The organism is Stappia stellulata DSM 5886, assembly GCF_000423705.1.
Taxonomy (GTDB): domain Bacteria; phylum Pseudomonadota; class Alphaproteobacteria; order Rhizobiales; family Stappiaceae; genus Stappia; species Stappia stellulata.
This window is the reverse complement of sequence record NZ_KE384083.1, coordinates 348,718-369,852: the sequence shown is the minus strand read 5'-3', so window position 1 is coordinate 369,852 and position 21,135 is coordinate 348,718. Positions and strand designations below refer to the sequence as shown.

At 64.7% G+C, this 21,135-nt stretch carries 16 protein-coding genes; 10 read left to right on the top strand and 6 right to left on the bottom strand.

Annotated features, from left to right (window positions below):
- Window positions 1-68 precede the first annotated feature (68 nt).
- On the bottom strand, window positions 69-896 hold the full coding sequence (locus G572_RS24680; RefSeq protein ID WP_037547453.1) for an alpha/beta hydrolase: 828 nt from the start codon (window positions 894-896) through the stop codon (window positions 69-71).
- 226 nt (window positions 897-1,122) lie between these two features.
- Between G572_RS24680 and G572_RS0118795 the strand changes: the two genes are divergently transcribed.
- The 6 genes from G572_RS0118795 to G572_RS0118770 all read left to right on the top strand — a co-directional run bounded on the left by G572_RS0118795 (window position 1,123) and on the right by G572_RS0118770 (window position 9,800).
- Window positions 1,123-2,958: an adenylate/guanylate cyclase domain-containing protein gene (locus G572_RS0118795; protein WP_169391338.1), complete on the top strand. Its 1,836-nt coding sequence runs from the start codon at window positions 1,123-1,125 to the stop codon at window positions 2,956-2,958.
- A 166-nt stretch (window positions 2,959-3,124) separates the two neighbouring features.
- Entirely contained in the window at window positions 3,125-5,020 is a 1,896-nt protein-coding gene (locus tag G572_RS0118790) for an ABC transporter ATP-binding protein (RefSeq protein WP_029059797.1), read from the top strand.
- Window positions 5,017-6,924, top strand: coding sequence for an ABC transporter substrate-binding protein (locus tag G572_RS0118785; RefSeq protein WP_037547449.1), 1,908 nt, complete (start codon window positions 5,017-5,019; stop codon window positions 6,922-6,924). Before G572_RS0118790 ends, G572_RS0118785 begins: the two co-directional genes overlap by 4 nt.
- 46 nt (window positions 6,925-6,970) lie before the next feature.
- Complete coding sequence (locus G572_RS0118780) at window positions 6,971-7,996, top strand: ABC transporter permease (protein WP_029059795.1); 1,026 nt, start codon at window positions 6,971-6,973, stop codon at window positions 7,994-7,996.
- Entirely contained in the window at window positions 7,993-9,165 is a 1,173-nt protein-coding gene (locus tag G572_RS0118775) for an ABC transporter permease (protein WP_029059794.1), read from the top strand. The genes G572_RS0118780 and G572_RS0118775 overlap by 4 nt, the downstream gene beginning before the upstream one ends.
- A gap of 44 nt (window positions 9,166-9,209) precedes the next feature.
- Window positions 9,210-9,800, top strand: coding sequence for a class I SAM-dependent methyltransferase (locus G572_RS0118770; protein ID WP_029059793.1), 591 nt, complete (start codon window positions 9,210-9,212; stop codon window positions 9,798-9,800).
- On the opposite strand, the gene G572_RS0118765 is transcribed toward G572_RS0118770, so the two are convergent.
- The 5 genes from G572_RS0118765 to G572_RS0118745 are packed head-to-tail and all read right to left on the bottom strand — an operon-like array spanning window position 9,797 to window position 15,340.
- The gene (locus G572_RS0118765) at window positions 9,797-10,564 is read right to left on the bottom strand and encodes a polysaccharide deacetylase family protein (RefSeq protein ID WP_029059792.1); all 768 of its coding nucleotides are present in this window, start codon (window positions 10,562-10,564) and stop codon (window positions 9,797-9,799) included. The genes G572_RS0118770 and G572_RS0118765 overlap by 4 nt on opposite strands.
- Window positions 10,561-11,715 (bottom strand): glycosyltransferase family protein, encoded by a 1,155-nt coding sequence (locus tag G572_RS0118760; RefSeq protein ID WP_029059791.1) that lies wholly within the window; start codon window positions 11,713-11,715, stop codon window positions 10,561-10,563. Before G572_RS0118760 ends, G572_RS0118765 begins: the two co-directional genes overlap by 4 nt.
- Complete coding sequence (locus tag G572_RS0118755) at window positions 11,712-12,836, bottom strand: glycosyltransferase family 4 protein (RefSeq protein ID WP_029059790.1); 1,125 nt, start codon at window positions 12,834-12,836, stop codon at window positions 11,712-11,714. Before G572_RS0118755 ends, G572_RS0118760 begins: the two co-directional genes overlap by 4 nt.
- 9 nt (window positions 12,837-12,845) lie before the next feature.
- A complete protein-coding gene (locus G572_RS0118750; RefSeq protein ID WP_029059789.1) occupies window positions 12,846-14,069 on the bottom strand; it encodes a glycosyltransferase family 4 protein in 1,224 nt (407 codons plus the stop codon).
- A 44-nt stretch (window positions 14,070-14,113) separates the two neighbouring features.
- Window positions 14,114-15,340, bottom strand: coding sequence for a glycosyltransferase family protein (locus G572_RS0118745; RefSeq protein WP_029059788.1), 1,227 nt, complete (start codon window positions 15,338-15,340; stop codon window positions 14,114-14,116).
- Window positions 15,341-15,600: 260 nt separating this feature from the next.
- Between G572_RS0118745 and G572_RS0118740 the strand changes: the two genes are divergently transcribed.
- The 4 genes from G572_RS0118740 (at window position 15,601) to G572_RS0118725 (ending at window position 21,107) form a co-directional block, all read left to right on the top strand.
- Window positions 15,601-18,204: an ATP-binding cassette domain-containing protein gene (locus G572_RS0118740; protein WP_029059787.1), complete on the top strand. Its 2,604-nt coding sequence runs from the start codon at window positions 15,601-15,603 to the stop codon at window positions 18,202-18,204.
- A 93-nt stretch (window positions 18,205-18,297) separates the two neighbouring features.
- Complete coding sequence (locus G572_RS0118735) at window positions 18,298-18,756, top strand: cyclic nucleotide-binding domain-containing protein (protein WP_029059786.1); 459 nt, start codon at window positions 18,298-18,300, stop codon at window positions 18,754-18,756.
- Window positions 18,757-18,770: 14 nt separating this feature from the next.
- On the top strand, window positions 18,771-19,595 hold the full coding sequence (locus G572_RS0118730; protein ID WP_029059785.1) for an MBL fold metallo-hydrolase: 825 nt from the start codon (window positions 18,771-18,773) through the stop codon (window positions 19,593-19,595).
- A gap of 132 nt (window positions 19,596-19,727) precedes the next feature.
- Window positions 19,728-21,107 (top strand): adenylate/guanylate cyclase domain-containing protein, encoded by a 1,380-nt coding sequence (locus G572_RS0118725; protein ID WP_208979155.1) that lies wholly within the window; start codon window positions 19,728-19,730, stop codon window positions 21,105-21,107.
- The last annotated feature ends 28 nt before the right edge of the window (window positions 21,108-21,135 follow it).

The following is a 21,135-nucleotide window of genomic DNA, read 5'->3' as shown; positions in this document are numbered from 1 at the left end:
AGTCCGCGCCTGGCGCGCGGCAATTGTCGTGTTCCGGCGCGCTGGCTTGCGCGCAGGGATCGGGGCTGTCAGCAGATGGCGCGGGCCATCTTGACGAGATGGGTGGTCAGATCGCTGTGCGGATCGGCAAGCGGGGCGATCACCGTGAAATGATTGTCCTGCCCGCGAATGTCGAGCTGCGTGTCGACGCCGCCGCGCCCCCAGATGTCGGCGATGAAGCGCGACTGGCGGATGAACTCGGCCGATTCACCGCCACCAACGGCCGCCGTGAGGTGGGTGCCGGACGGCGCCACCATCGCCAGCGGCGAGGCGTCGATGGCTTCCTTGCGATCAAGGCGCAGATTGGCATTGAGGGAGGTGTCGATCAGCGGCTGCAGGTCGAACACGCCCGAGATCGACAGACCGGCCGGAACGAGGCGCAGCGGCAGGCCGCGTTGTGCCCAGTCGGTTGCAAGAAGCGATGCCGTCAGATGTCCGCCGGCGGAATGGCCGAAGGCGACGACGGGCTTGCGATAATGATCCCACAGGTGACCTGCGAGATGGCGGATTTCCTCGACGATGTCGCCCACACGGACCTGCGGACACAGCGTGTAATTCGCCACCGCGCAGGGAATGCCGTGCGCGACCAGTCCGCGGGCCATGTGCGAGAAGAATGTTCGGTCGAGTGCCTGCCAGTATCCGCCGTGCAGGAAAAGGCCGATGGCGCCCCCCGCAGGCATGCCGCCGTCGGGCAGGAACAGGTCGTAATTCGTGCGTTCCGACAGCTCATAGGGAATCGCAAGGTTGCACGTTGCTTCCCCGCGGTAGGCGGCCGCGTCCCGTTGCCACCCTTCGATCAGGGCCGGGTGCTCCGGCACCAGGGCCCGGTTGTTGTATTCGGCTTCGTAGTCAATCACGCCTGCGCTCCTGTTTCACCTGCCGTCTTACCCGTCCATTTCGCCTGAGTACAGAGACCGCGCGCCGGAGCGGACCTTGAACGCGGGGGAAGAACGGCGGGGTCGCGAACGCATGCCGTTCCGTTATATGGTGCGGCGGGATTCTCGCAGGGCTGAACAGGAATAGACGCACCGGATGATCAGGCGCTTGAGGAAATATGGACGCGCCCGCGTGCGGGGGGTCTCGATGACGGTCCTTGTGGGGGTGGCCTTCGGGTCGTTGCTGACCGTGTCGATGCTGCTCGTCCTTGGACTGGCCGTGACCGCGAACGTTCAAAACACCTTCTCGCTGTTGAACGACAAGGCGGTTCTGGCCACCGGTGCGCTCGAACGCCAGGTGCGCGATCATCTCGATCTCGCGGCAAGTGCGGTCAACGGCCTGAAAACGCAACTCGACGGGCGCCCGCTCGGAACCGCCGCGTTTCCCGACCTTCGCCCGGTGCTGCTTGCGGCCGTGCATGCCAATCCGGCGATCGATGTGCTCGTCATCTCCCGTCCGGACGGCGAGGAATTCGGTGTCTATCGGTCGAAAACCGGAAGACTCTGGCCGTACCAGCGTCAGCAGGTGCCGGAAGTCGCATCGCGCTACAGTCTTCCCGAGATCGGCAAGGATGCGCCCGCGACCTGGGGCCCGCTGATGACCTCGGACGGCTCGCTCTATGCAAATGTCACGGTTCCGCTTGTGCAGAACGGTCAACTGTCGGGCTATCTGACCGCCGCCGTTTCGACCGGGGAGATCGGAAATACCGTTCGCCAGCTTGACGACGGCCCGTTCGCAACCGTGTTCATCATCGCCAACGGCGACGAGGTCATTGCCCATTCCGATCTGGAGCGCTTGCCGCAGATCGACGGCAAACCGGCGGTGTTGCCCGCCAAGATTGCCGATCTCGGCGATGTCGCTCTTCAACGGTTCCGCACGAGCCCGCGGCTGGAAAATTTCCGTCGGGCGAACGCGGCGGGTGTCGATGTCCGCGACATGGAAACATCCGACGGCGGGCCCGACTACTTGTCGATGACCAAGACGATCGCCGGCTACGGTCCGGGCGTGTGGACGGTCGGCCAGTATTACGAGGCGTCCAGCATCTCGCGCGAGGTGCGCCGCCTGTTCGGATCCGCCGCGGTCGGGCTGGTGTCGATCGTCATCGCCCTGGGACTTTCCATCCTGCTCGTGCGTCGCTCCGCGCGCCCGCTGTCGGAGATCGCCCGGCGCGCGGAGTATGTCGGGTCGCTGGACTTCGACCGGGTCGCGCCCTTGCCGAGAAGCCGCATCAGCGAACTCGACCAAGTCTATCAGGCGTTCAACGCGATGGTAATCGGGCTGAAGGCGATGAACACCTATGTCCCGCGCAGCCTGTTTCGCAAGCTCATGCGTCTGGGGGTCGACAGCGCGGCCGTGGCCCAGGAACGCGACCTGACGTGTATCTTCACCGATATCGTCGGGTTCACCTCGGTCTCGGAACATCTCACGGCGCCGGAAACAGCGCGCCTTCTGAACGATCATTTCGCGCTGCTCGTCGCCGCGGTGGAGGCGGAAGGGGGCACGGTCGACAAATTCGTCGGCGACGGGATGTTGGCGTTCTGGGGCGCGCCCGACGCGCGCGAAGACCATGCGATGGCGGCCACCCGGGCCTGTCTCGCCATCGCCCGAAGTGTGCAGGCGGCCAATGCCGGGGCGGCGGCGGCCGGCACCAAGCCGATCCGGCTGCGCATCGGCATTCACAGCGGCCGGGCCGTGGTCGGCAACGTCGGCGCGCTGGACCGCTGGAACTACACGGTGGTCGGCGATGCCGTGAACCTGTGCGAGCGGCTTCAGACCCTTGGCCGCGACGTGGCGCCAGACGCGGAGGTGGTGATTCTGGCAAGCGACGAAACGATTTCGCGTATCGGGACGGCTGCTGCCGCCCCGCTCGGCGCTTATCAGTTGCGCGGTCGCAGCGGACCCGTCACTGTGTGGCGCATCGACGATGCCGTCGCGCCAGCAGCGCTTGACGCGCGTGTGTCCATCGGGCTGGCCGGCGAATGAATTGCGCTGTCAGACGCATGACATTCCTTTGTGATTTTCGTCACTTGTCTTTAAAGTTGCCGTGACACCGTGTCGGCGGTGCAGGGGAGCCGACAGGACGCATCCGCGATGCGTCCTTCTCCGCGTCTGGCACGAATGCGATCTCGCCGGGAGGGGGGCAGTTTAAGTGAATGTGTTGACGGTCGACGATCTAAGCGTCGATTTTGTGACTGGCGAGGGGCGTTCGCGTGCGGTGAACGGCGTGTCGTTTTCCGTGCCGGAAAACCGTACCGTCGCGCTTGTGGGCGAATCCGGATCGGGAAAGACCGTCATTTCCCAGACGATCATGGGGCTCCTGCCGGAAAAGGCGCATGTCACGGGCGGGCGCGTCCTGTTTCGCGATCCCGCGTCCGACGGGGAGCCGGTCGATATCGCCCGCCTCGACCGCAAGGGGCAGACCCTTCGCGCGATCCGCGGCAACCGCATTGCCATCATCTTCCAGGAGCCGATGACCTCGCTCTCGCCTCTGCACACCATCGGCGACCAGATTGGCGAGGCCGCGCAGCTTCATCGTGGCGCCGGCCCTGCGGAGGCCCGCGAGCTCACCCGCGAGATGTTGAGCCTGGTCCGCTTCCCCGACCCGGCTCGCGCGCTCGACGCCTATCCCTTCGAACTGTCGGGCGGCTTGCGCCAGCGCGCGATGATCGCCATGGCGATGATCTGCCACCCCGCGCTCCTGATTGCCGACGAGCCGACGACCGCGCTGGACGTCACGATCCAGGCGGAAATCCTGAAGCTGATGAAGGACGTTCAGGAAACCCTGAAGATGTCGATGCTGCTGATCACGCATGATTTCGGTGTGGTCGCCAACATGGCCGACGAGGTCGTGGTCGTCTACCACGGCCGGGTGATGGAACAGGGCAGTGCCGCGCAGCTGTTCGGAAATCCGCAGCATGCCTATCTCAAGGCGCTCCTCAACGCCGTGCCGCGCTTCGGCATGGAGGCGGGAGAGCGCCTGATTCCGATCCGTCCCATCGAACCGCATGCGGAAGGCTTCCTGAAGAGCGGGCGCACGCAGGCGGCAACGCCGGGCACCCCGCTTGTCAGCCTCTCCGGCGTGACCAAGCGCTTCGTGACCCGCAAGGGCGGCGTTTTCGGCGGCAAACCCCATTCGCTCCTGGCGCTCGACGACATCAACCTGACGGTCAATCGCGGGGAATGCCTTGGGCTTGTCGGCGAATCCGGTTCGGGCAAGACGACAACCGCCAAGGCGGTCCTGCGGGCGCTGGAAATCGACGAGGGCGAGATCCGCTACGATGCCGGCTCCGGGCCGGTTGATGTTGCCAGGCTCTCCGGTGCCGAATTGCTGGACTATCGCAAACGGGTCCAGCTGATCTTCCAGGATCCGTTCTCCTCGCTCAATCCGCGCATGACCGTGAACGATCTGCTTGCCGAGCCGCTTGTGATCCACAAGGTGGGCACGCCGGCCGAGCGGGCCGAACGGGTGCGCGAGCTGATGCGTTTGGTCGGCCTCGACGCCCGGTTCCTGCGCCGCTATCCGCATTCCTTCTCCGGCGGGCAGCGCCAGCGCATCGGCATCGCCCGCGCGCTCGCCCTCAATCCGGAGTTCATCCTCTGCGACGAGCCGACCTCCGCGCTCGACGTGTCGGTTCAGGCGCAGATTCTCAACCTTCTGAAGGACCTGAAGCGGGAGCTCGGGCTCACCTATCTTTTCGTCAGCCACAATCTCGCCGTCGTGGACTATATCGCCGACCGCATCGCCGTCATGTGCCGCGGGCGGGTTGTCGAGGTTGCTCCCACCCGCGAGCTGGTCGAGAACCCGCTGCATCCCTACACCCGCGCGCTGCTGGAGTCCGTTCCCGAACCGGATCTCGACGCGCCGCTCGATTTTGCCAAACTCGACGCGGGCCGCGCGTCGGAACCCGATGCCTGGCCGCATCCCTATCGACTGGACGACGGCATGGCGCCGACGCTAGTCGAACTGGAACCGGGGCATTTCGTCTGTGCGCCCGGCCTGTCGGACCGCGCGCCCGTTTCATCCGTCAAGGAGACTGCCCTATGAGCCTTTGCGTGAGGCTTTCCCCCTTCATTCTGGCGTTTGCGCTGGTCGCGCCCGGTCCGGTCGGCGCGCCCGCATTCGCGCTGGACCTCCAGGAGCCCCCGGGCCTCGCCGGACGGGTGGGCAACGACCTGCCGCCGGTCGCTGAACGGATTCCCGAAGAGCCGCTGGTCGTCGACCTTGCGGCGTCGGGTCGAGAGATCGGCAAATCCGGCGGTGAAATCAACACGCTGATCGGACGGTCGAAGGATGTCCGGCTGATCAATGTCTGGGGCTATGCCCGCCTGGTCGGCTACAACGAGGACCTCGATCTGGTGCCGGACCTTCTCAAGGATCTGGTGTCTGAGGACGACCGGCGCTTCACCCTGCATTTGCGGGAAGGCCACAAGTGGTCGGACGGCGCGCCCTTCACCAGCGAGGACATCCGGTTCTGGTATGAAGAGATTGCCCTGAACGAGGAGCTGCAGCCCGCCGGTCTTCCTGCCTTCATGCTGGCCGGGGACAAGCCGCCGGTGTTCGAGGTGATCGACGAGACGACCGTGCGGTTCTCGTGGGAGGAGCCGAACCCGCTGTTTGCGCCTGAGCTTGCCAAGTCGCGACCGCCGTTCATCTATCGCCCGGCGCATTATCTCAAGCAGTTTCACGCCAAATACGGCGACATGGACGAGATCGCCAGGCTTGCGGCCGCGCGCAAGTTGCGGAACTGGGCGTCGTTGTTCAACAAGATGGACGACATGTACAACGCCCGGAACCCGGACCTTCCGAGCCTGCAGCCGTGGCTGCGGCTGAACGACAATGGCGAGCGCCGCTTCGTTCTGGAGCGCAACCCCTATTACCACCGGGTCGACACGGCGGGAAACCAGTTGCCCTATATCGACCGGGTGATCATGACCGTGGCCGACGGCAAAATCATTCCGGCCAAGACGCAGGCGGGCGAAGCCGACCTGCAGGCGCGCAACATCGGATTTTCCGACATCACCATCCTGAAGCAGGGCGAACGGTCCGGGAAGTTCGAGACCTATCTCTGGCCGATTTCCAAGGGCTCGGAGATCTCCATCCTGCCGAACCTGACCGTCGCCGATCCGGTCTGGCGTGACGTCCTTCGCGACACCCGGTTCCGCCGCGCGCTGTCACTGGGGATCGACCGAGATCTGATCAACAAGGTGCTTTATCTCGGCTTCGGGAAGCCCGGAAACGATACGGTCCTGTCCAAGAGCCCCTTGTACAAGCCGCATTATCGCGAAGCCTACGCCTCCTACGATCCGGACCAGGCGAATGCGCTGCTCGACGAAATGGGGCTGACCGAGCGTCGCAGCGACGGCACACGGCTCCTGCCCGACGGGCGGCCGCTGGAAATCATCATCGAGGCGTCCGGGGAAAGCCAGGAACAGCTCGATGCGCTGGAGCTCGTCAGCGAAACGTGGCGCGGCATCGGGGTGCGTCTTTTCCCCAAGCCGAGCCAGCGCGACATCATGCGCGAACGCGCGCTTTCCGGCCTGCTGGTGATGTCGGTCTGGTCCGGTTTCGAAAACGGCATTCCCACGCCTGAAATGCCGCCGGAGGATTTCGCTCCCGTGCGTGGCGATTTCCTGTCCTGGGCGCGCTGGGGCGACTACTACGAGACCGACGGACGCACGGGTGAAAAGCCCGACTGGCCGCCGGCGGTGCGTTTGACAGAACTCTATGAAGCCTGGCTCGTCTCGACCTCGAGGGCGGAACGCGAGCGAATCTGGCATGAAATCCTGGAAATCCACGCGCAGGAAACGATCCACATCGGGCTTGTGTCCGAGGTGCGTCAGCCCGTGGTGGTGAAAAACCTTGGAAACGTGCCGAAAGAAGGCATCTATGGCTGGGATCCCGGCGCACATTTCGGCATTCACCGCATGGATGAGTTCTTCGTGAAATGACGGGTTTGACACGCAACATGACGACGTCCAGGCAGGGGGCCGCCTGATGGCATTTTATGTGCTGCGCCGGATTCTGACGATGATCCCGACGCTGCTGGTCATCTCGCTGCTGACCTTTGTCATCATCGAGCTGCCGGCGGGCGATTACATTTCCAACCAGATCGCGGCGTTGAAGGCGGCGGGCGAAAGCGCGTCGATCGCCAAGCTGGAGTTCATGCGCGCCGAATTCGCGCTCGATCGCCCCTTCTTTGAGCGCTATCTCATCTGGGTCGGACTGTGGCCGGGGCCGCACGGCTTCGACGGCCTGCTGCAGGGCAACTGGGGCTGGTCGTTCGAGTACGACAAGCCGGTCGCCGAGGTTGTCGGCCCGACCTTGCCGCTCACCATCGTGCTGAACACCGCAACGATCCTCTTCGTCTATATCGTCTCCTTCCCGATCGGCATCTACTCTGCCACGCGGCAGTACTCATGGGGGGACTACGGCTTCACCCTCGTCGGCTACATCGGCCTCGCCACCCCGAACTTCCTGCTTGGCCTGATCCTGCTGTATTTCGCCAATCGCTGGTTCGGACTGTCGATCGGGGGGCTGATGGATCCGCAATACATCGGCGAGCCGTGGAGCGTCGCCAAGGCGATTTCGATCCTGGGGCATCTGATCGTGCCGACCGTTGTGATCGGCACCGCCGGCACCGCGGCGATGATCCGCCGGCTGCGGGCCAATCTGCTCGATGAACTTCACAAGCAATATGTGACGACGGCGCGCGCCAAGGGCATGCGCGAGGCCCGCCTCCTGCTGAAGTATCCGCTGCGCATGGCACTCAATCCCTTTATCGCGGACATCGGCAACCTGATCCCCTCGCTGGTGTCGGGGTCGGTGATCGTGTCGGTCGTGCTGAACCTGCCAACGGTCGGGCCGATCCTGCTCAACGCCCTGCAATCGCAGGACCAGTTTCTCTCCGGCTTCGTGCTCCTCTTCGTGGCGATCCTGACGCTGTTGGGAATGCTGGTCTCGGACCTGCTGCTCGCCGTGCTCGACCCGCGCATTCGCCTGGGCGGAAAGGCTCCGTCATGACCGTTCAGGGCGGCGATCCGCTGGATCGCGATCATTATGTGAATCCCGAGCCGTTCAATCCCGCCTCGGCCGAAACGCTTACGCCGGAACAGGAGCGCTACTATCAGGCGTCGCAATGGACAATCATGTGGTGGAAGTTCCGCCGCCACAAACTGGCCGTCTGGTCGGGCGCGATCCTGATCCTGTTTTATCTGGCCGTGCCGTTTGCCGAGCAGATCGCGCCCTACACGGCGAACGAACGCTCCAACGATCACCTCTATTCGCCGCCGCAGGCCGTCCACATGTTCCACGAGGGCCGGTTCGTGGGGCCCTTCGTCTATGGCCTTGAGGCGAGCGTCGATCTGGAAACGGTGCGCTGGGTCTTTACCGAAGACCGAACCGACATTCAGCCCATCCGCTTCTTCTGTTTCGGATCCCAGTACACGTTCTGGGGGCTTGTCGACGGCAGTTTCCGGCTGTTCTGTCCGGCGGAGGGCGGGACACTGTTCCTTCTCGGCACCGACCGTCTGGGCCGGGACGTGTTTTCCGGCCTCGTTTACGGCGCGCGCCTGTCGCTCACCGTCGGCCTTGTCGGCGTGACGATCTCCATCGTGCTCGGGCTGTTCTTCGGCGGGATCGCCGGCTTCTTCGGTGGCATCATCGACAGTCTGGTCCAGCGCGTGATCGAGATCCTGCGCTCGCTGCCGGAGCTTCCCCTTTGGATGGCGCTCTCCGCCGCTCTTCCCGTCACATGGTCGCCGGTGTGGATCTATCTGGGCATCACCGTGATCCTCGGACTGCTCGACTGGCCGGGGTTGGCGCGTGCGGTGCGCTCGAAGCTGCTGGCCCTTCGCGAGGAAGAATATGCGCGCGCCGCGACGCTGATGGGCGCGACGCCCTCGCGTGTGATCCGCAAGCATCTGCTGCCCGGCTTCACCAGCCACATCATCGCCTCGGCCTCGCTTTCGATCCCTGCGATGATCCTCGGCGAGACGGCGCTCTCCTACCTCAATCTCGGGCTGCGGCGTCCGGCGGTGTCCTGGGGCGTGCTTCTCAACGAAGCGCAGGATATCTCCGTTATTGTCGTCTATCCGTGGCTGATGGCGCCGGTGGTGCCGATCGTCATTGTCGTCCTCGCCTTCAATTTTCTTGGTGACGGTTTGCGTGATGCGGCCGACCCGTATAAGTGAGGCGTGGCGCGCGCGGGGGCGCTTCAGTTTAACCGGAGACGAGAATGGCGAAGAACGCATCGACCGCTGACGGCTGGGACGAGGAATACCGGGCCGGACGCTGGTCGTTCCTGCGCGATCTGCCCGAAAGCGGTCGCTATGGCATCATCGGCATGTGGCTGTCGCTGACGCAGTCGCTTGACAGCGTGCTCGATCTCGGCTGCGGCGAGGGGCTGCTCTACGAGCGTCTGCAACCGATGGGCATCAAGCGCTACGTCGGTGTCGATCTGGCGCCCGCCGCTCTCAGTATCGCCAATGTCGATCCGGACCTTGCGGCACTGCGTGCCGGCGATCTGCACACCTTCACGCCGGAGGAGGGCGAGACCTTCTCGGCCATCGTCTTCAACGAGGTGCTGCATTTCTCCGACGACCCGGCCGCGGCCGTTGCCCGCTATGTTCCGTTTCTGGCCCCCGGCGGCGTGATCGCGGTATCGATGTATTCGCCCAAGCGGCTGGAGTCGGGTGCAAACCGCCTGATCTCCCGCTTGTGGGAAGCGACCGACGGTCCCGAGTGGGATGTGCTCGACGACTATCGGCTGACCTCCGACAAGAAAAGCGTCACCTGGCGTCTGCGGCTGGTGAAGCCGACCGTCTAACGCGCGCCCAAAAGGGCGCCGGCGCGCACGAAACGCGCGCCCGGGTGCGCCCGCAGGATGTCGAAAGTCCGGTCGAGAAATTCGAAACACGCGTCGTTTTGCGCCAGGTGATGCGACAGGATGCCAAGCGGCTCGTCCGCATTGGTGCGCCGCCGCGCCAGCTGATAGTCGAAGCGCAGCGCCGCCGACCGCCAGCCGATAAAGCGCCGTTCCTTCTTCCATTTGATCATGTCGACATGCGTCTGCAGGTAGGGCAGGGCGCGCGGATGGAATTGGGTGAAGGTGGATGAGGCGACCAGCCCGGCTTCGGGCAGCCGGCGGGAGATCTGCGGCGCCAGGCGGTTCCACGGCGGCACGAACACCGGCACGAAACGCGGGCCGAAGAGGGTTCTGAGCCGGGCATTGCCGGTCTTCAGGTCTGCGATTGCCTCATCGGGATCCCGGCGTGCGCCGAATTCCGCTGCCTTCTCGCCCCGCGCCTTATCCTGACGGTTCCGGTGCGCGTACCCGTGCTGGAGCACGGAAACAAAGGGTTCGTCGGCAATCCGTTCGGCAAGCGCCTCGGTGGCTTCAAAGGGGATGACCGCGAGCGCGACCTCGATTTCATGGGCATTGGCGATGGCGATCAATCGGTCCAGCGCCTGCGTGGGTTCCACCGCGTCGTCGTCGCGCCACCAGACCGGCACGCTCAGGCCGCGCTCGGCGAACCAGTCGAGATGTGCCTCAAGGAGAGCGCGGAAGGCGGAGAAATCCTCGTCGCTCATCGACGGCGCTCCAGGTCTTCGATCAGAATGTCGGCGCTGCGTTCTGCCCCGCCCGTTTGAACCGCGAACTGGTGCTTCGGCAGCGTGAGCGCGTCATCGACGGCGGCAGCCAGGCTCTCCGGCGTCAATGCGGCTTCCGGCGTAACGACCGCGCGCCCATGGCGCTGCAACGCGTCTGCGCGCTGCTGCTGTTCGGTCTCGCGGATCTGGGCAAAGGGGACGAAGACCGCCGGCACGCCAGCACGCAGAATATCGAGAGCCGTATTGTAGCCGGCCTGACTGACCGACACTCGTGCCCGGGCCAGAAGCGAGGGAAAGTCCCGCCGGGCGCGTTCAAGAACGAGGCCGTCGGAGGCCTTTGCGGAAAGGGTATCGAAGGTGGCGGCGTCAATGTCATGGCCGGCCAGCAGCCGCCATCTGCAATCGCTTGCGCGCCGGGAGAGCGGACGCGCGTCGATGGCCGCGGCAAGGAGGTCGGCGCCGACGGCGCCGCCGCCGCAGGAGACGATCACCTCGTCGTCGCCGTCCCCCTCCGGCGCATCGGGGCGTCCGCTCGAGGTGTCGACGAAGCCGGTGTAGCGCAAGAGCGGCGCGATACGCTCCGCGAACGGAAAACTGTCCTCAAGCCGGATGAAGTCCGGGTCCGAATGCACCAGCACGCGGTCGTAGAAGGCCTCCGCGAGCTCCGCCATCTGCTCTTCCTTCCAGATCTGTTGCTTGCGCACCAGGATATCGCGGATCGAGGCGGCGACCAGCGGCGGCGCCTTCATCGCGCGCGCGGTTGCGACCAGTGGCTCCAGCTCGAAGGCGAAGGGGCGCCGGCCGAACGGCCAGGTTTCGGTCAGGAGCAGATCGAAGGGCCGGGCGGTGAAGGCGCGCAGGGCCGCCTGTCGCCGGGCGGCCTTCCAGGTCTCGTCGATCTCCTTGCCGTCCGGTGTGAGGAATGACTTGAAGCGGGCATCCGCGGCGCGGACCGGCGGCAGCTCGACGACCTCCAGTCCGGCGACGTCGGCATGCGGCGGCAGCGTGTTGCCGGTGGCAAGCGTCACGGAGACACCGCGCGCGGCGAGTGCGCGTCCGATGGCGGCTGCCCGCAGGACATGGCCCGTGCCGAGCAGATGCTGCACATGGATAAAGGCGGAACGCGTCATGACGGGTCTCCTGTGCGGCGGGCGGCATGGGTCGTGTGAGCCTGGCGTATCAGCGTGTCGAGCTGTGCAGCGCCTTTGGCAAGAGTGTGGCGCGCGGCAATATTCGCGTTTGCGCCCTGTGACAGGCCGGTCACGAGGCCGGGGTCGTCGATGAGACGCGCGAGATTGCCCGCGAAACCCGCGACGTCTCCCTCTCGCGACAAGAGCCCGCTGACCCCGTCGGCCACCACTTCCGGCACGCCGAAGGTATCGCCACCGACGACCGCGCATCCGGTGGCCTGGGCCTCCAGAAAGACGAAGCCGAAGGCTTCGCGGATCGCCGGCCAGACGAGCACGTCGTGCCGCGCGTAGAGTGCCGGCATGTCAGCTGCTGCAAGGGCGCCGGCGAACGTCGTGCGCGCGGGGTCGAACCAGTTCGAGATTTCCTCGCGGCACGGGCCGTCGCCGGCAATGGTCAGTTGCCAGGGCCGGGTGTCCAGCAGGGTCAGGGCCTCAGCGAGCAGTCTGTAGGAGGCGCGCTTGTCGCCGGGCCGCATCATCCCGACAGCCAGGAGGCGCAAGGGATCGCCGGGCGCGGAGCGCGATCCTGCGGCTGCCGCGAAGGGCGTCTCGTCGAGGAACGGCGGACAGATGTGCAGCCGGTCGTCCGGAACCACAGCCTTCAGGCATTCCAGGTCCGCGCTGTGCAGGGCCGCGACCCGGTCGGCGCGGGCAAGGGCGGCATCTGCGGCGGCAAATCCGTGCGACCAGGGGCCGGTCCGGCGCTTGGGCGCCCGGCTCGCTTCGATCACGACGTAGGGAATGTCGAAGGCGTCTGCCAGCGCCGGGCCGATCCAGTCGGGCGCCTTGTGATAGAGGTGGTAGGTCAAAAATGCGTCCGGCGGGGTTCCTGCAGCACGCCAGTTGCGCGCGATCCGGCCCGCATCGCGCCGGGCCTCGGCCTCCAGCGCGACCTGCATGTCGACGCCGCCATCCTTGCGCCAGGCGCGAAATCGCGTGGCGACAGAGACGTCATGGCCGCCTTCTTGAAGTGCGCGCAGGATCAGCCGGCCCATGGTGCGGTCGCCAGAGGGCACGGGATCGTCCAGCGGTTTCATCGGCGCGGTGAAGGCGATGCGCATGCCTGTGCCTTACAGGATCTTGCGAAACCGGTCTGCCAGAAAATCGAGGCCCGGGTCGGCGGAAAACCGGTCGCGGACGTCCTGTGCTGCCGCCCGGCCAAGCCGGTCGCGGGTTTCGGGCGAGCGGATCAGCCGCTCCAGAGCTTCCGCGATGGCTGCGCGGTCGCCGGGCGGGACCAGAACGCCGGTCTCGCCGTTGCCGATCAGTTCGGGGATGGCGGAGACATCGCTCGCCAGACAGCACAGCCCCATGGCCTGGGCTTCCATCAGGACGTTCGGCAGTCCGTCGCGGTCGCCGGATTTCGCGATCTTCGAGGTCAGCACGAAGAGGTCGGCGCGCTTGGCGGCTGCGATCACATCCTCGCGCGGGCGTGCGCCGTGCCAGGTGATGCGCTCGCCCAGGCCGAGTCGTTCGCCGAGCGCCTTGAGATCGTCCGCCTTTTCCCCGCCGCCGACATGATCGAAATGCCAGTGCAGCCTGTCCGGCAGCCTGGCCAATGCATGCAGCAGGTCGTCGTATCCCTTTTTTTCCACAGCGCGTCCGACGGAAAGCAGGCGCACGGGTCTGTCGGCGGCGCCGTCGGCCGTGCCCGGAGCGGTGCCCGGCTTCGGAAAGGGCGAGAAATCCAGCCCGTGATAGACGAGCCTGACCTTGTCCGTCGTCCCTGCGAGCGCATTGAGGTGATCGACATTGACTTTCGTGCAGGTAACGCCCCAGGCGGCGTCGTCGAGTTTGACCTTCAGGTCCCAGTCCGCGCTCGTCCAGATGTCCTTGGCATGGGCGGAAAACGACCACTGGCGCCCCGACAGATGCGCGGCATAACGCGCGACCGTGCAGGGGGTGTGCAGGTAGTGTGTGTGGATCCAGGTGACGTCGGCGGGCAGTTCATGCGCCAGCACGCAGGCCTGCCCCCAGCGGCGTTGCCGCCCGGCATTGGGTTCGCGCGCGAAATCCGCCTCGAAGAGCGCACGCGCGGCGGCATAGGCGGGTTGCGCCTCGGCCCATCGGCGCGCCCGGGCGACGCGCGCCGGGTCGTCCTTCAGGTATTCCGGCAGATAGAGGACATCGGCCGTGATCTGGCGGTGCACCTCGTGGATGAAGGGGTCGTACGGCTTGCGCAATGCCACGATGAGCTGGTCGATGCCGCGAGTCTGAAGGCCCAGGATCTCCTGGGCGATGAAGGTTTCCGACAGGCGTGGATAGCCTTTGACGACGACGGCGAGACGCGACATGTGACCTTGATGTTCAAAGGGTTTCGATTGGGACGGGACGCCGCTCAGTCGCCCCCGCGCACGGTTGCGCGAAGTTCTTGGGGAAACGGCTTTCCTGCGAGAATGGTTTCGACACGGTCGCCGATGACATCCAGTCCGCCGAGAAGATTGTCGACCCCGGCCGCGGAGGGCGGATTTGAGTTCGGCAGTTCGACCAGTGCCGCGATCATCTTGTCCACATTGGGGTAGTCCTCGATCGGCAGCACCTTGAGCAGGCCGATGGCCTGGGCGCGGGTCGCACGGATCGATTGCTCGCGGCGGGGCACGACGCGCGGCACCATCAGCGTCGGTTTGTCGAAGGACAGGATCTCGCAAAACGTGTTGTAGCCGCCCATGCCGACAATGGCCTTGGCGCCGGCCATATAGGGCTCGATCGTCGGCAGGAACCGCAGGATATGAACGTCGCGCAAATGCTCGGCGCGCGAAAGGAACTCGTTGGCCGAGGAGGCCGGCATGAAGGGGCCGAGGACGATCAGGGCGGGAAACAGCGGCTGCGTGCGTGCTTCGTAGGCGCGCATCACCCAGTCGACCAGTTCGACGCCGTCGCCTCCGCCGCCGGGCGTGACGAGAATATACGGCTCGTCGTCGAAGGGCAGCGGTTCGTTGATCTTGGCGTCGGCGGGAATGTCGCGGCGCAGGTAGCCGGTGTTCGTCGCCTTGGCATGCACCGCGGGGGGCAGGTCCATGCCCGCCAGCGGATCGTGGAGGTCGGGTGGCCCGTAGATCCAGATATCGTCGTAGAGCCGCTCGAGCGCGGGGTCGACGTTCTTGCGTGTCCATTCCTCGCGCAGATGCGCGGGGTCGTCCATCACGTCGCGCAGACCGAGAACCAACCGGGTGGTTCCGCGTGTCTTGAGCATCTCGAGGGTGCTGAGGATCTCGCCGCGCAAGCCCAGCGGTTCCTTGTCGACGATCAGGATGTCCGGATCGAAGACCTGTGCGGTGTGTTCGATGATCGAGGAGCGAATCGCCAGTATGTGCTCGATGTTGAGCGACAGCGACAAGGGGGTGTATTCGCCGTTTCTGAGCTTGATCACCCCCGGAATGCGAACGAAATCGACCCGGGAGCGGAATTCGAAGCTGCCGATGATCGGGGACCCGGACAGGATCAGGACCGAGAGATCCTCGAAGCGTTCGGTGAGCGCATGCGCGATCGTGCGGCAGCGCCGCAAATGGCCCAGACCAAAGGAATCATGGCTGTAAATCAGCACTTTCGGGGAAGTGTTCGTCATTCGGCCCCACTCGGTCAGCGCAAGCGGTGTACAGCACGACCACGCATCCCCTGACAACCTATTGCTCTATCTCCCGCGCCCGCGCGATGCAAGACCGTAACGTGTCCGGCATCCTGACGCGCGCCTGGTCCGCCTGTTCCCCTGCATGCCATGTCGCCCCCTTCCGAATGTGTCCCGACGTGAACTGGCGCTTTGAAAACATCGCGTTATGATGCGACAAGACCGAGAGTGACAATCGCCAGACGGGCGCAAAAACCACTATGGAAAAAAGCCTTTTCAGCTTCATCTGGCGCTACAGCAAGAAGCAGCAGATCGTGATCTTGATGATCACGGTGCTCTCCTATCCGGTGAGCTATATCCTGTTGGAATTGCCGAAGCTGATCGTCAACGATGCGATTCAGGGGGAATTGTTCCCCCGGGAAGTCCTCGGGTTCGAATTCGACCAGATTTCCTATCTTGTGCTTTTGTGCTTCGTCTTTCTCGGACTGGTGGTGCCGTCGAACGGCATCAAGCTTGTCCTCAACGTCTACAAGGGGCGGCTGGGCGAGCGCATGCTTCGCCGCCTGCGATTCGAGCTGTTCCAGCGTGTTCTGAGATTTCGCCTTCCGCATTTCAAGAAGGTGAGTTCCGGCGAAATCATTCCGATGATCACCTCGGAGGTGGAGGACGTCGGCGGCTTTATCGGCGAAGCCGTTGCGTTGCCGGCCTACCAGGGCGGCATGCTGGTGGTCCAGATCGGCTTCATCTTCATGCAGGATCCGTTGCTGGGGCTGGCGGCGATCTCGTCCTACCCGATGCAGGCCTACATCATTCCGAAGTTGCAGAAGAAGGTCATTCTTCTGTCACGGCAAAGGGTGCGCAACGTTCGCGTCATTGCCGACAAGATCGGCGAGAGCATCTCCGGCGTGTCGGAAATTCACGCCAACGATGCCTCCGCCTGGCATTCGGCCGATCTCTCCGACCGTTTTTATGCCAACTATAAGATCCGGTTCAAGATTTTCAACTGGAAGTATTTCATAAAGTTTCTCAATAACTTCATGAACCAGTTGACGCCGTTCCTGTTCTATCTCATCGGCGGTTGGCTGGTGATCGAGGGCAATCTGTCGATCGGCGCTCTCCTGGCGGTCATCGCCGCGTACAAGGATCTCGCCGGTCCCTGGAAGGAATTGCTCGCCTACTACCAGATGGTCGCCGACGTCGACGTGAAATATCAAACGGTCGTGGAAAACTTCGATCCGGCGGACATTTACCCGGTCACGCGACTGGTCACCGACGAACCCGAGCCGCTGTCCGGTGCGCTTGCAATGAAAAACGTCAGCGTCTCGGGAGGCGCAGCCGGTCAGGAGGCCTTCGACGTTTCGTTGACGGTGGAGCCGGATCAGCACCTTGCCGTGATCGGTCCGGACGGATCGGGGCGCTCGGAGGTCCTGCAACTGGCCGCGGGTCTGCTTGGTCCAACCAGCGGACGCGTCGAGGTCGGCGGGCGCAATCTCGACACCCTGAGCGAATCCGTGCTGGGCCGCCAGATCGCCTACGTCGGTCCGACCGTGCATGTATGGACGGGAACCGTGCGCGACAACATCTTTTACGGATTGCGGCACCGGCCCCTGCGTCCGCCGGAACGCGAGGGCGAAGACAAGGTGGCCTACGCGCGGCGCATCTCCGAGGCGCAGCTGACGAGCAACCCGCAGTATGACATCGAGGCGGAATGGGAGGACCTCGAAGCGGTGGCGTGTGCCGATGTGGATGAACTCGTCGAGCGTGCCCTGGCACTGATCGAGGCCACCGGACTGGCGGCGGACGTGTTCCGCATGGGCCTTCAGGCGACAATCGACCCGGAATGGCAGCCGGAGTTCGCGGACGGGATTCTCGCTGCGCGACGCGCGCTTGCCGACCGGGTCGCACACGACGACCGTTTCTCCGCGATGATCGAACTCTGGGAGATCGACCGGTTCAACAACAGCGCCAGCATCGCCGAGAACCTGCTGTTCGCGGCCCCCGCGGATCCGTCCATCGGCATCGATACGCTTGCGGCCGACCCGGACATCGAGGCAGCCCTGAAGGAGGCCGGTCTTTACGCGCGGCTGGTTGAAATCGGCCAGAAGGTCGCCGAGACGATGGTCGAGCTTTTTGCCAATATCAGTGACGATTCCGGATTGCTTGGCGACTATTCGTTCATCACGCAGGATGAGTTGCCCGAGTTCGAGCGGATCCTGAGGGCCGCGAAGTCCGGCACCGGCAAGGGCGGACTGACGCCGACCGACGAGCAGCGCCTGATCGGCCTGGCCTTCAAGCTGATCCCCGCCCGCCACCGTCTCGGCGTTCTCGACGACGACATGCGTGCCGAAATCGTGGCCGCGCGGGCGACGTTCCACGAGCGCATGGACAAGGCGGAACGCCGCTTCGTTGTTTTCGACCGTGACCGGTTCGTCGCGCCGATGACGATCGAGGACAATCTCTTGTTCGGGCGGCCCCGGGTCGACCGGCGCGATGCGCGCGAGAAGATCGACAAGGTGATCCGCGCGCTGGTGGATGAAATGGAGCTGCGCAGACCGATTATCCGCGCGGGCCTCGGATTCCATGTCGGCATCGCCGGATCGCGGCTTTCGGCGGGGCAGCGCCGTCGGGTTGCCTTGGTGCGGGCGCTCATGAAGAATGCGCCGATCACCATTCTCGACGAGACGGCGACGGGAAACAGCGACGACGACAAGGCACTGCGCAAGGTGATCCGCGAGGAACTCGATGGCCGCATGCTGCTGTTCGGCGCATCGAATTTGATCGTCACCGAGGAATTCGCCCATAGTATCGTGATGAACCAGGGACGGGTGGTGGAGAGCGCGCCGGGGAGCGACAATGCGGAATGACCCGGCTTTTGCTCTTGCTGCCCGATCATGTCGACTGGCCCGAGCGCCGGCACACTTGAACCGCCGCGTGCCGCCCGGGCAGAAGGAGGATCTGTGACCCTAGACGCTGAAGTTGACGCCCTGCGTCGTGTGCCGTTGTTCCGCGGCATCGACGCGACCAAGCTGAGGCTGCTCGCCTTCATTTCCGACCGGACGCATTTCGCGCCGGGAGAGGAATTGTGCCGGCAGGGCGAGGATGGCGATTCCGCCTTCATCATTCTGGAGGGCGAGGCGGACATCCGCGTTCACACACCCGATGGCGAAAAGACCGTGGCCCGGCTGGGACAGCATTCCATCGTTGGTGAAATCGCCATCCTGTGCGACGTTCCGCGAACCGCCACCGTGGTCGCGGCCACGGAGATGGACGTCCTGACCGTGTCGAAGGACGATTTCCTCCGTTTGCTCAAGGAGTTTCCCGACATGTCGCTTGAAGTCATGCGCACGCTCGCGCAGCGTCTGGAGCGCACCACGCAGGACCTCGCGGCGCAAAAGGCGTCCGGCGCGGCGGCTTGAGACGGGGAACCGGAGTGTCGCAACCCTTGTCGCTCAAGTTGTGGGGTGTTCGCGGCTCGACGCCCACGCCCGGAGCCGGGACCCTTCGTTACGGCGGGGAGACCACCTGTTTCGAGTTGTGCGCGGGAGAGGACACCATCCTGATCGACTGCGGATCGGGCGCGCGCAATCTCGGGGCGGAATTGCATGCCGCCCCGCCACGCGCCTTCGACTTGTTCTTCACTCACACGCATCTCGATCACATTTGTGGCATGCCGTTCTTCACGCCGGCCTATGACGACCGCTTTTCCATCACAGCCTGGGCAGGGCATTTCGCCGACCGCGCCGGGTTGATGGACATTATCTGCCGGATCATGTCGCCGCCGATCTTTCCCGTTGCGGCCAACAAGCTGCGCGCGGTTTCCTTCCGGAACTTCCGGGCCGGGGACACCGTCGATCGGGGCGACGGCGTCGACTTGCGGACCGTGGCGCTCAACCATCCAGGCGGTGCCACCGGATACCGGCTGGACCATGGCGGGAAATCCATCTGCATCATCACCGATCACGAGCACGGCAATGCCGAGATCGATCAGGCCGTACGGCGGTTTGTCGAAGGCGCCGACGTTATGATCTACGACGCGATGTACACCGACGACGAATACGACCGGTTCGTCGGCTGGGGGCATTCGACCTGGCAAAAGGGCATCGAGCTGGCGCTGGACGCCGGCGTTGCCTGTCCCGTTCTTTTTCATCACGATCCGCGTCGCACCGACGACCAGCTGGATGCCATCGGCGAAGCCGCCGCGAAACGTCATCCCGGAGCGCTTGTCGGACGCGAGGGAATGGTGCTGACCCCGTAGCGCACGATCACGTCGCGGTGACGCCGCGAGGCGTGAGTTGCCGGTGAGCGGGTTTGCGGTCTTTATGTCCGGAGGCGGGACGCTCGCCCGTGCGCGGCGCGGCTGCACGAACGGGCCCATCGGAGATGCGACGTGGACAATGGCAAGGCGGGTGCGCCGGTCCAGCGGCTGGCCGGCCGGGCCGGATACAGGCTTCGCGGCGGGCTCCGGCAGGACGGGATCCCGCAGCGTGTGCGCGCCGAGATCCAAAAGCGCGAGGACAGCGCCGAACGTCTGATCGGCTGGTCCCAGCTTGCCATGGTGGTGTTTTTCGCGGGCCTGTATTCGCTCGCGCCGCGCGCCGAGGGCGCTGACGGGTTCAACTTCGTGCCGCTGGCGCTCGTCGCCTATTTCCTCTTCACGGTGCTGCGCGTCGGCCTGTCCTATCGTTTCGCCCTGCCGGCCTGGTATCTCGTCGTCTCGATCGTGGTGGATGTGGCGCTCCTGTGTGCCCTGATTTTTTCCTTTCACATTCAATACGGTCAGCATCCGACGTTTTACCTCAAGGCGCCGACCCTGATGTATCTCTTCATTTTCATTTCGCTGAGAGCCCTGCGGTTCGATCCGCGGTTCGTCCTGATCACCGGCCTCGTCGGCGTGGCCGGATGGCTTTCGCTCGTCGCCTATGCGGTGACCACGGACATGGGCGACATGCGCATTACCCGCAATTACGTGGAGTATCTCACCTCGAACGCCATCCTGATCGGCGCCGAACTCGACAAGACGATCATCATTGTCGGAGTGACGCTCTTTCTTTCGCTCGCCCTTTACCGGGGACGGCAGGTCCTGTTCGATTCGGTGCGCGATCACGCGGCGGCGGAAGACCTCAAGCGTTTCTTCGCGCCCGAGGTCGCCACCACCATCACCGGGGCCGAGGAGGCGCTGACCGCGGGGCGGGGAGAGGTGCGCAAGGTCGCGGTGATGTTCGTGGACATTCGCGGCTTTACCCGAACGGCGGCGTCGCTTTCGCCGGAGACGGTGATGGAGGTGCTCGCCTGTTACCAGGAGGAAATGCTCGCGCTGATTTCCGCTCACGGCGGGCGTGTCGACAAGTTCCTGGGTGACGGGATCCTGGCGACTTTCGGTGCTGTCGAGCCAAGCGAAACCGGTGCCGCGGATGCGTTGCGCGCGGCTGGCGGCCTGCCCGAGGTCGTGGAGCGGCTGGCCCCCCGGGCATCGGCCTGCGGTTGGCCGGAACCACTGCGGGTAGGTGCGGCGGCGACCTATGGCGCGGTGACCGTCGGAGTGGTGGGGGCCGGAAACCGCCTGGAGTTCACGGTGATCGGCGATGTGGTGAACCGGGCGGCAAAGCTCGAAGAGGCCAACAAGGTCCAGGAAACCCGCGTGCTCACGGACTTGGAGAGCCTGGAAGCGGCGCGGCGTCAGGGATACGACATGCCGCCGCTCGAGATTCGCCGCGCCCGGGCGGTCGCCGGTGTGTTCGCTCCGGTCGATCTTGTGGTGCTGGCCTGACGTCTGCCCGAGTGCACCTTGACCCGCT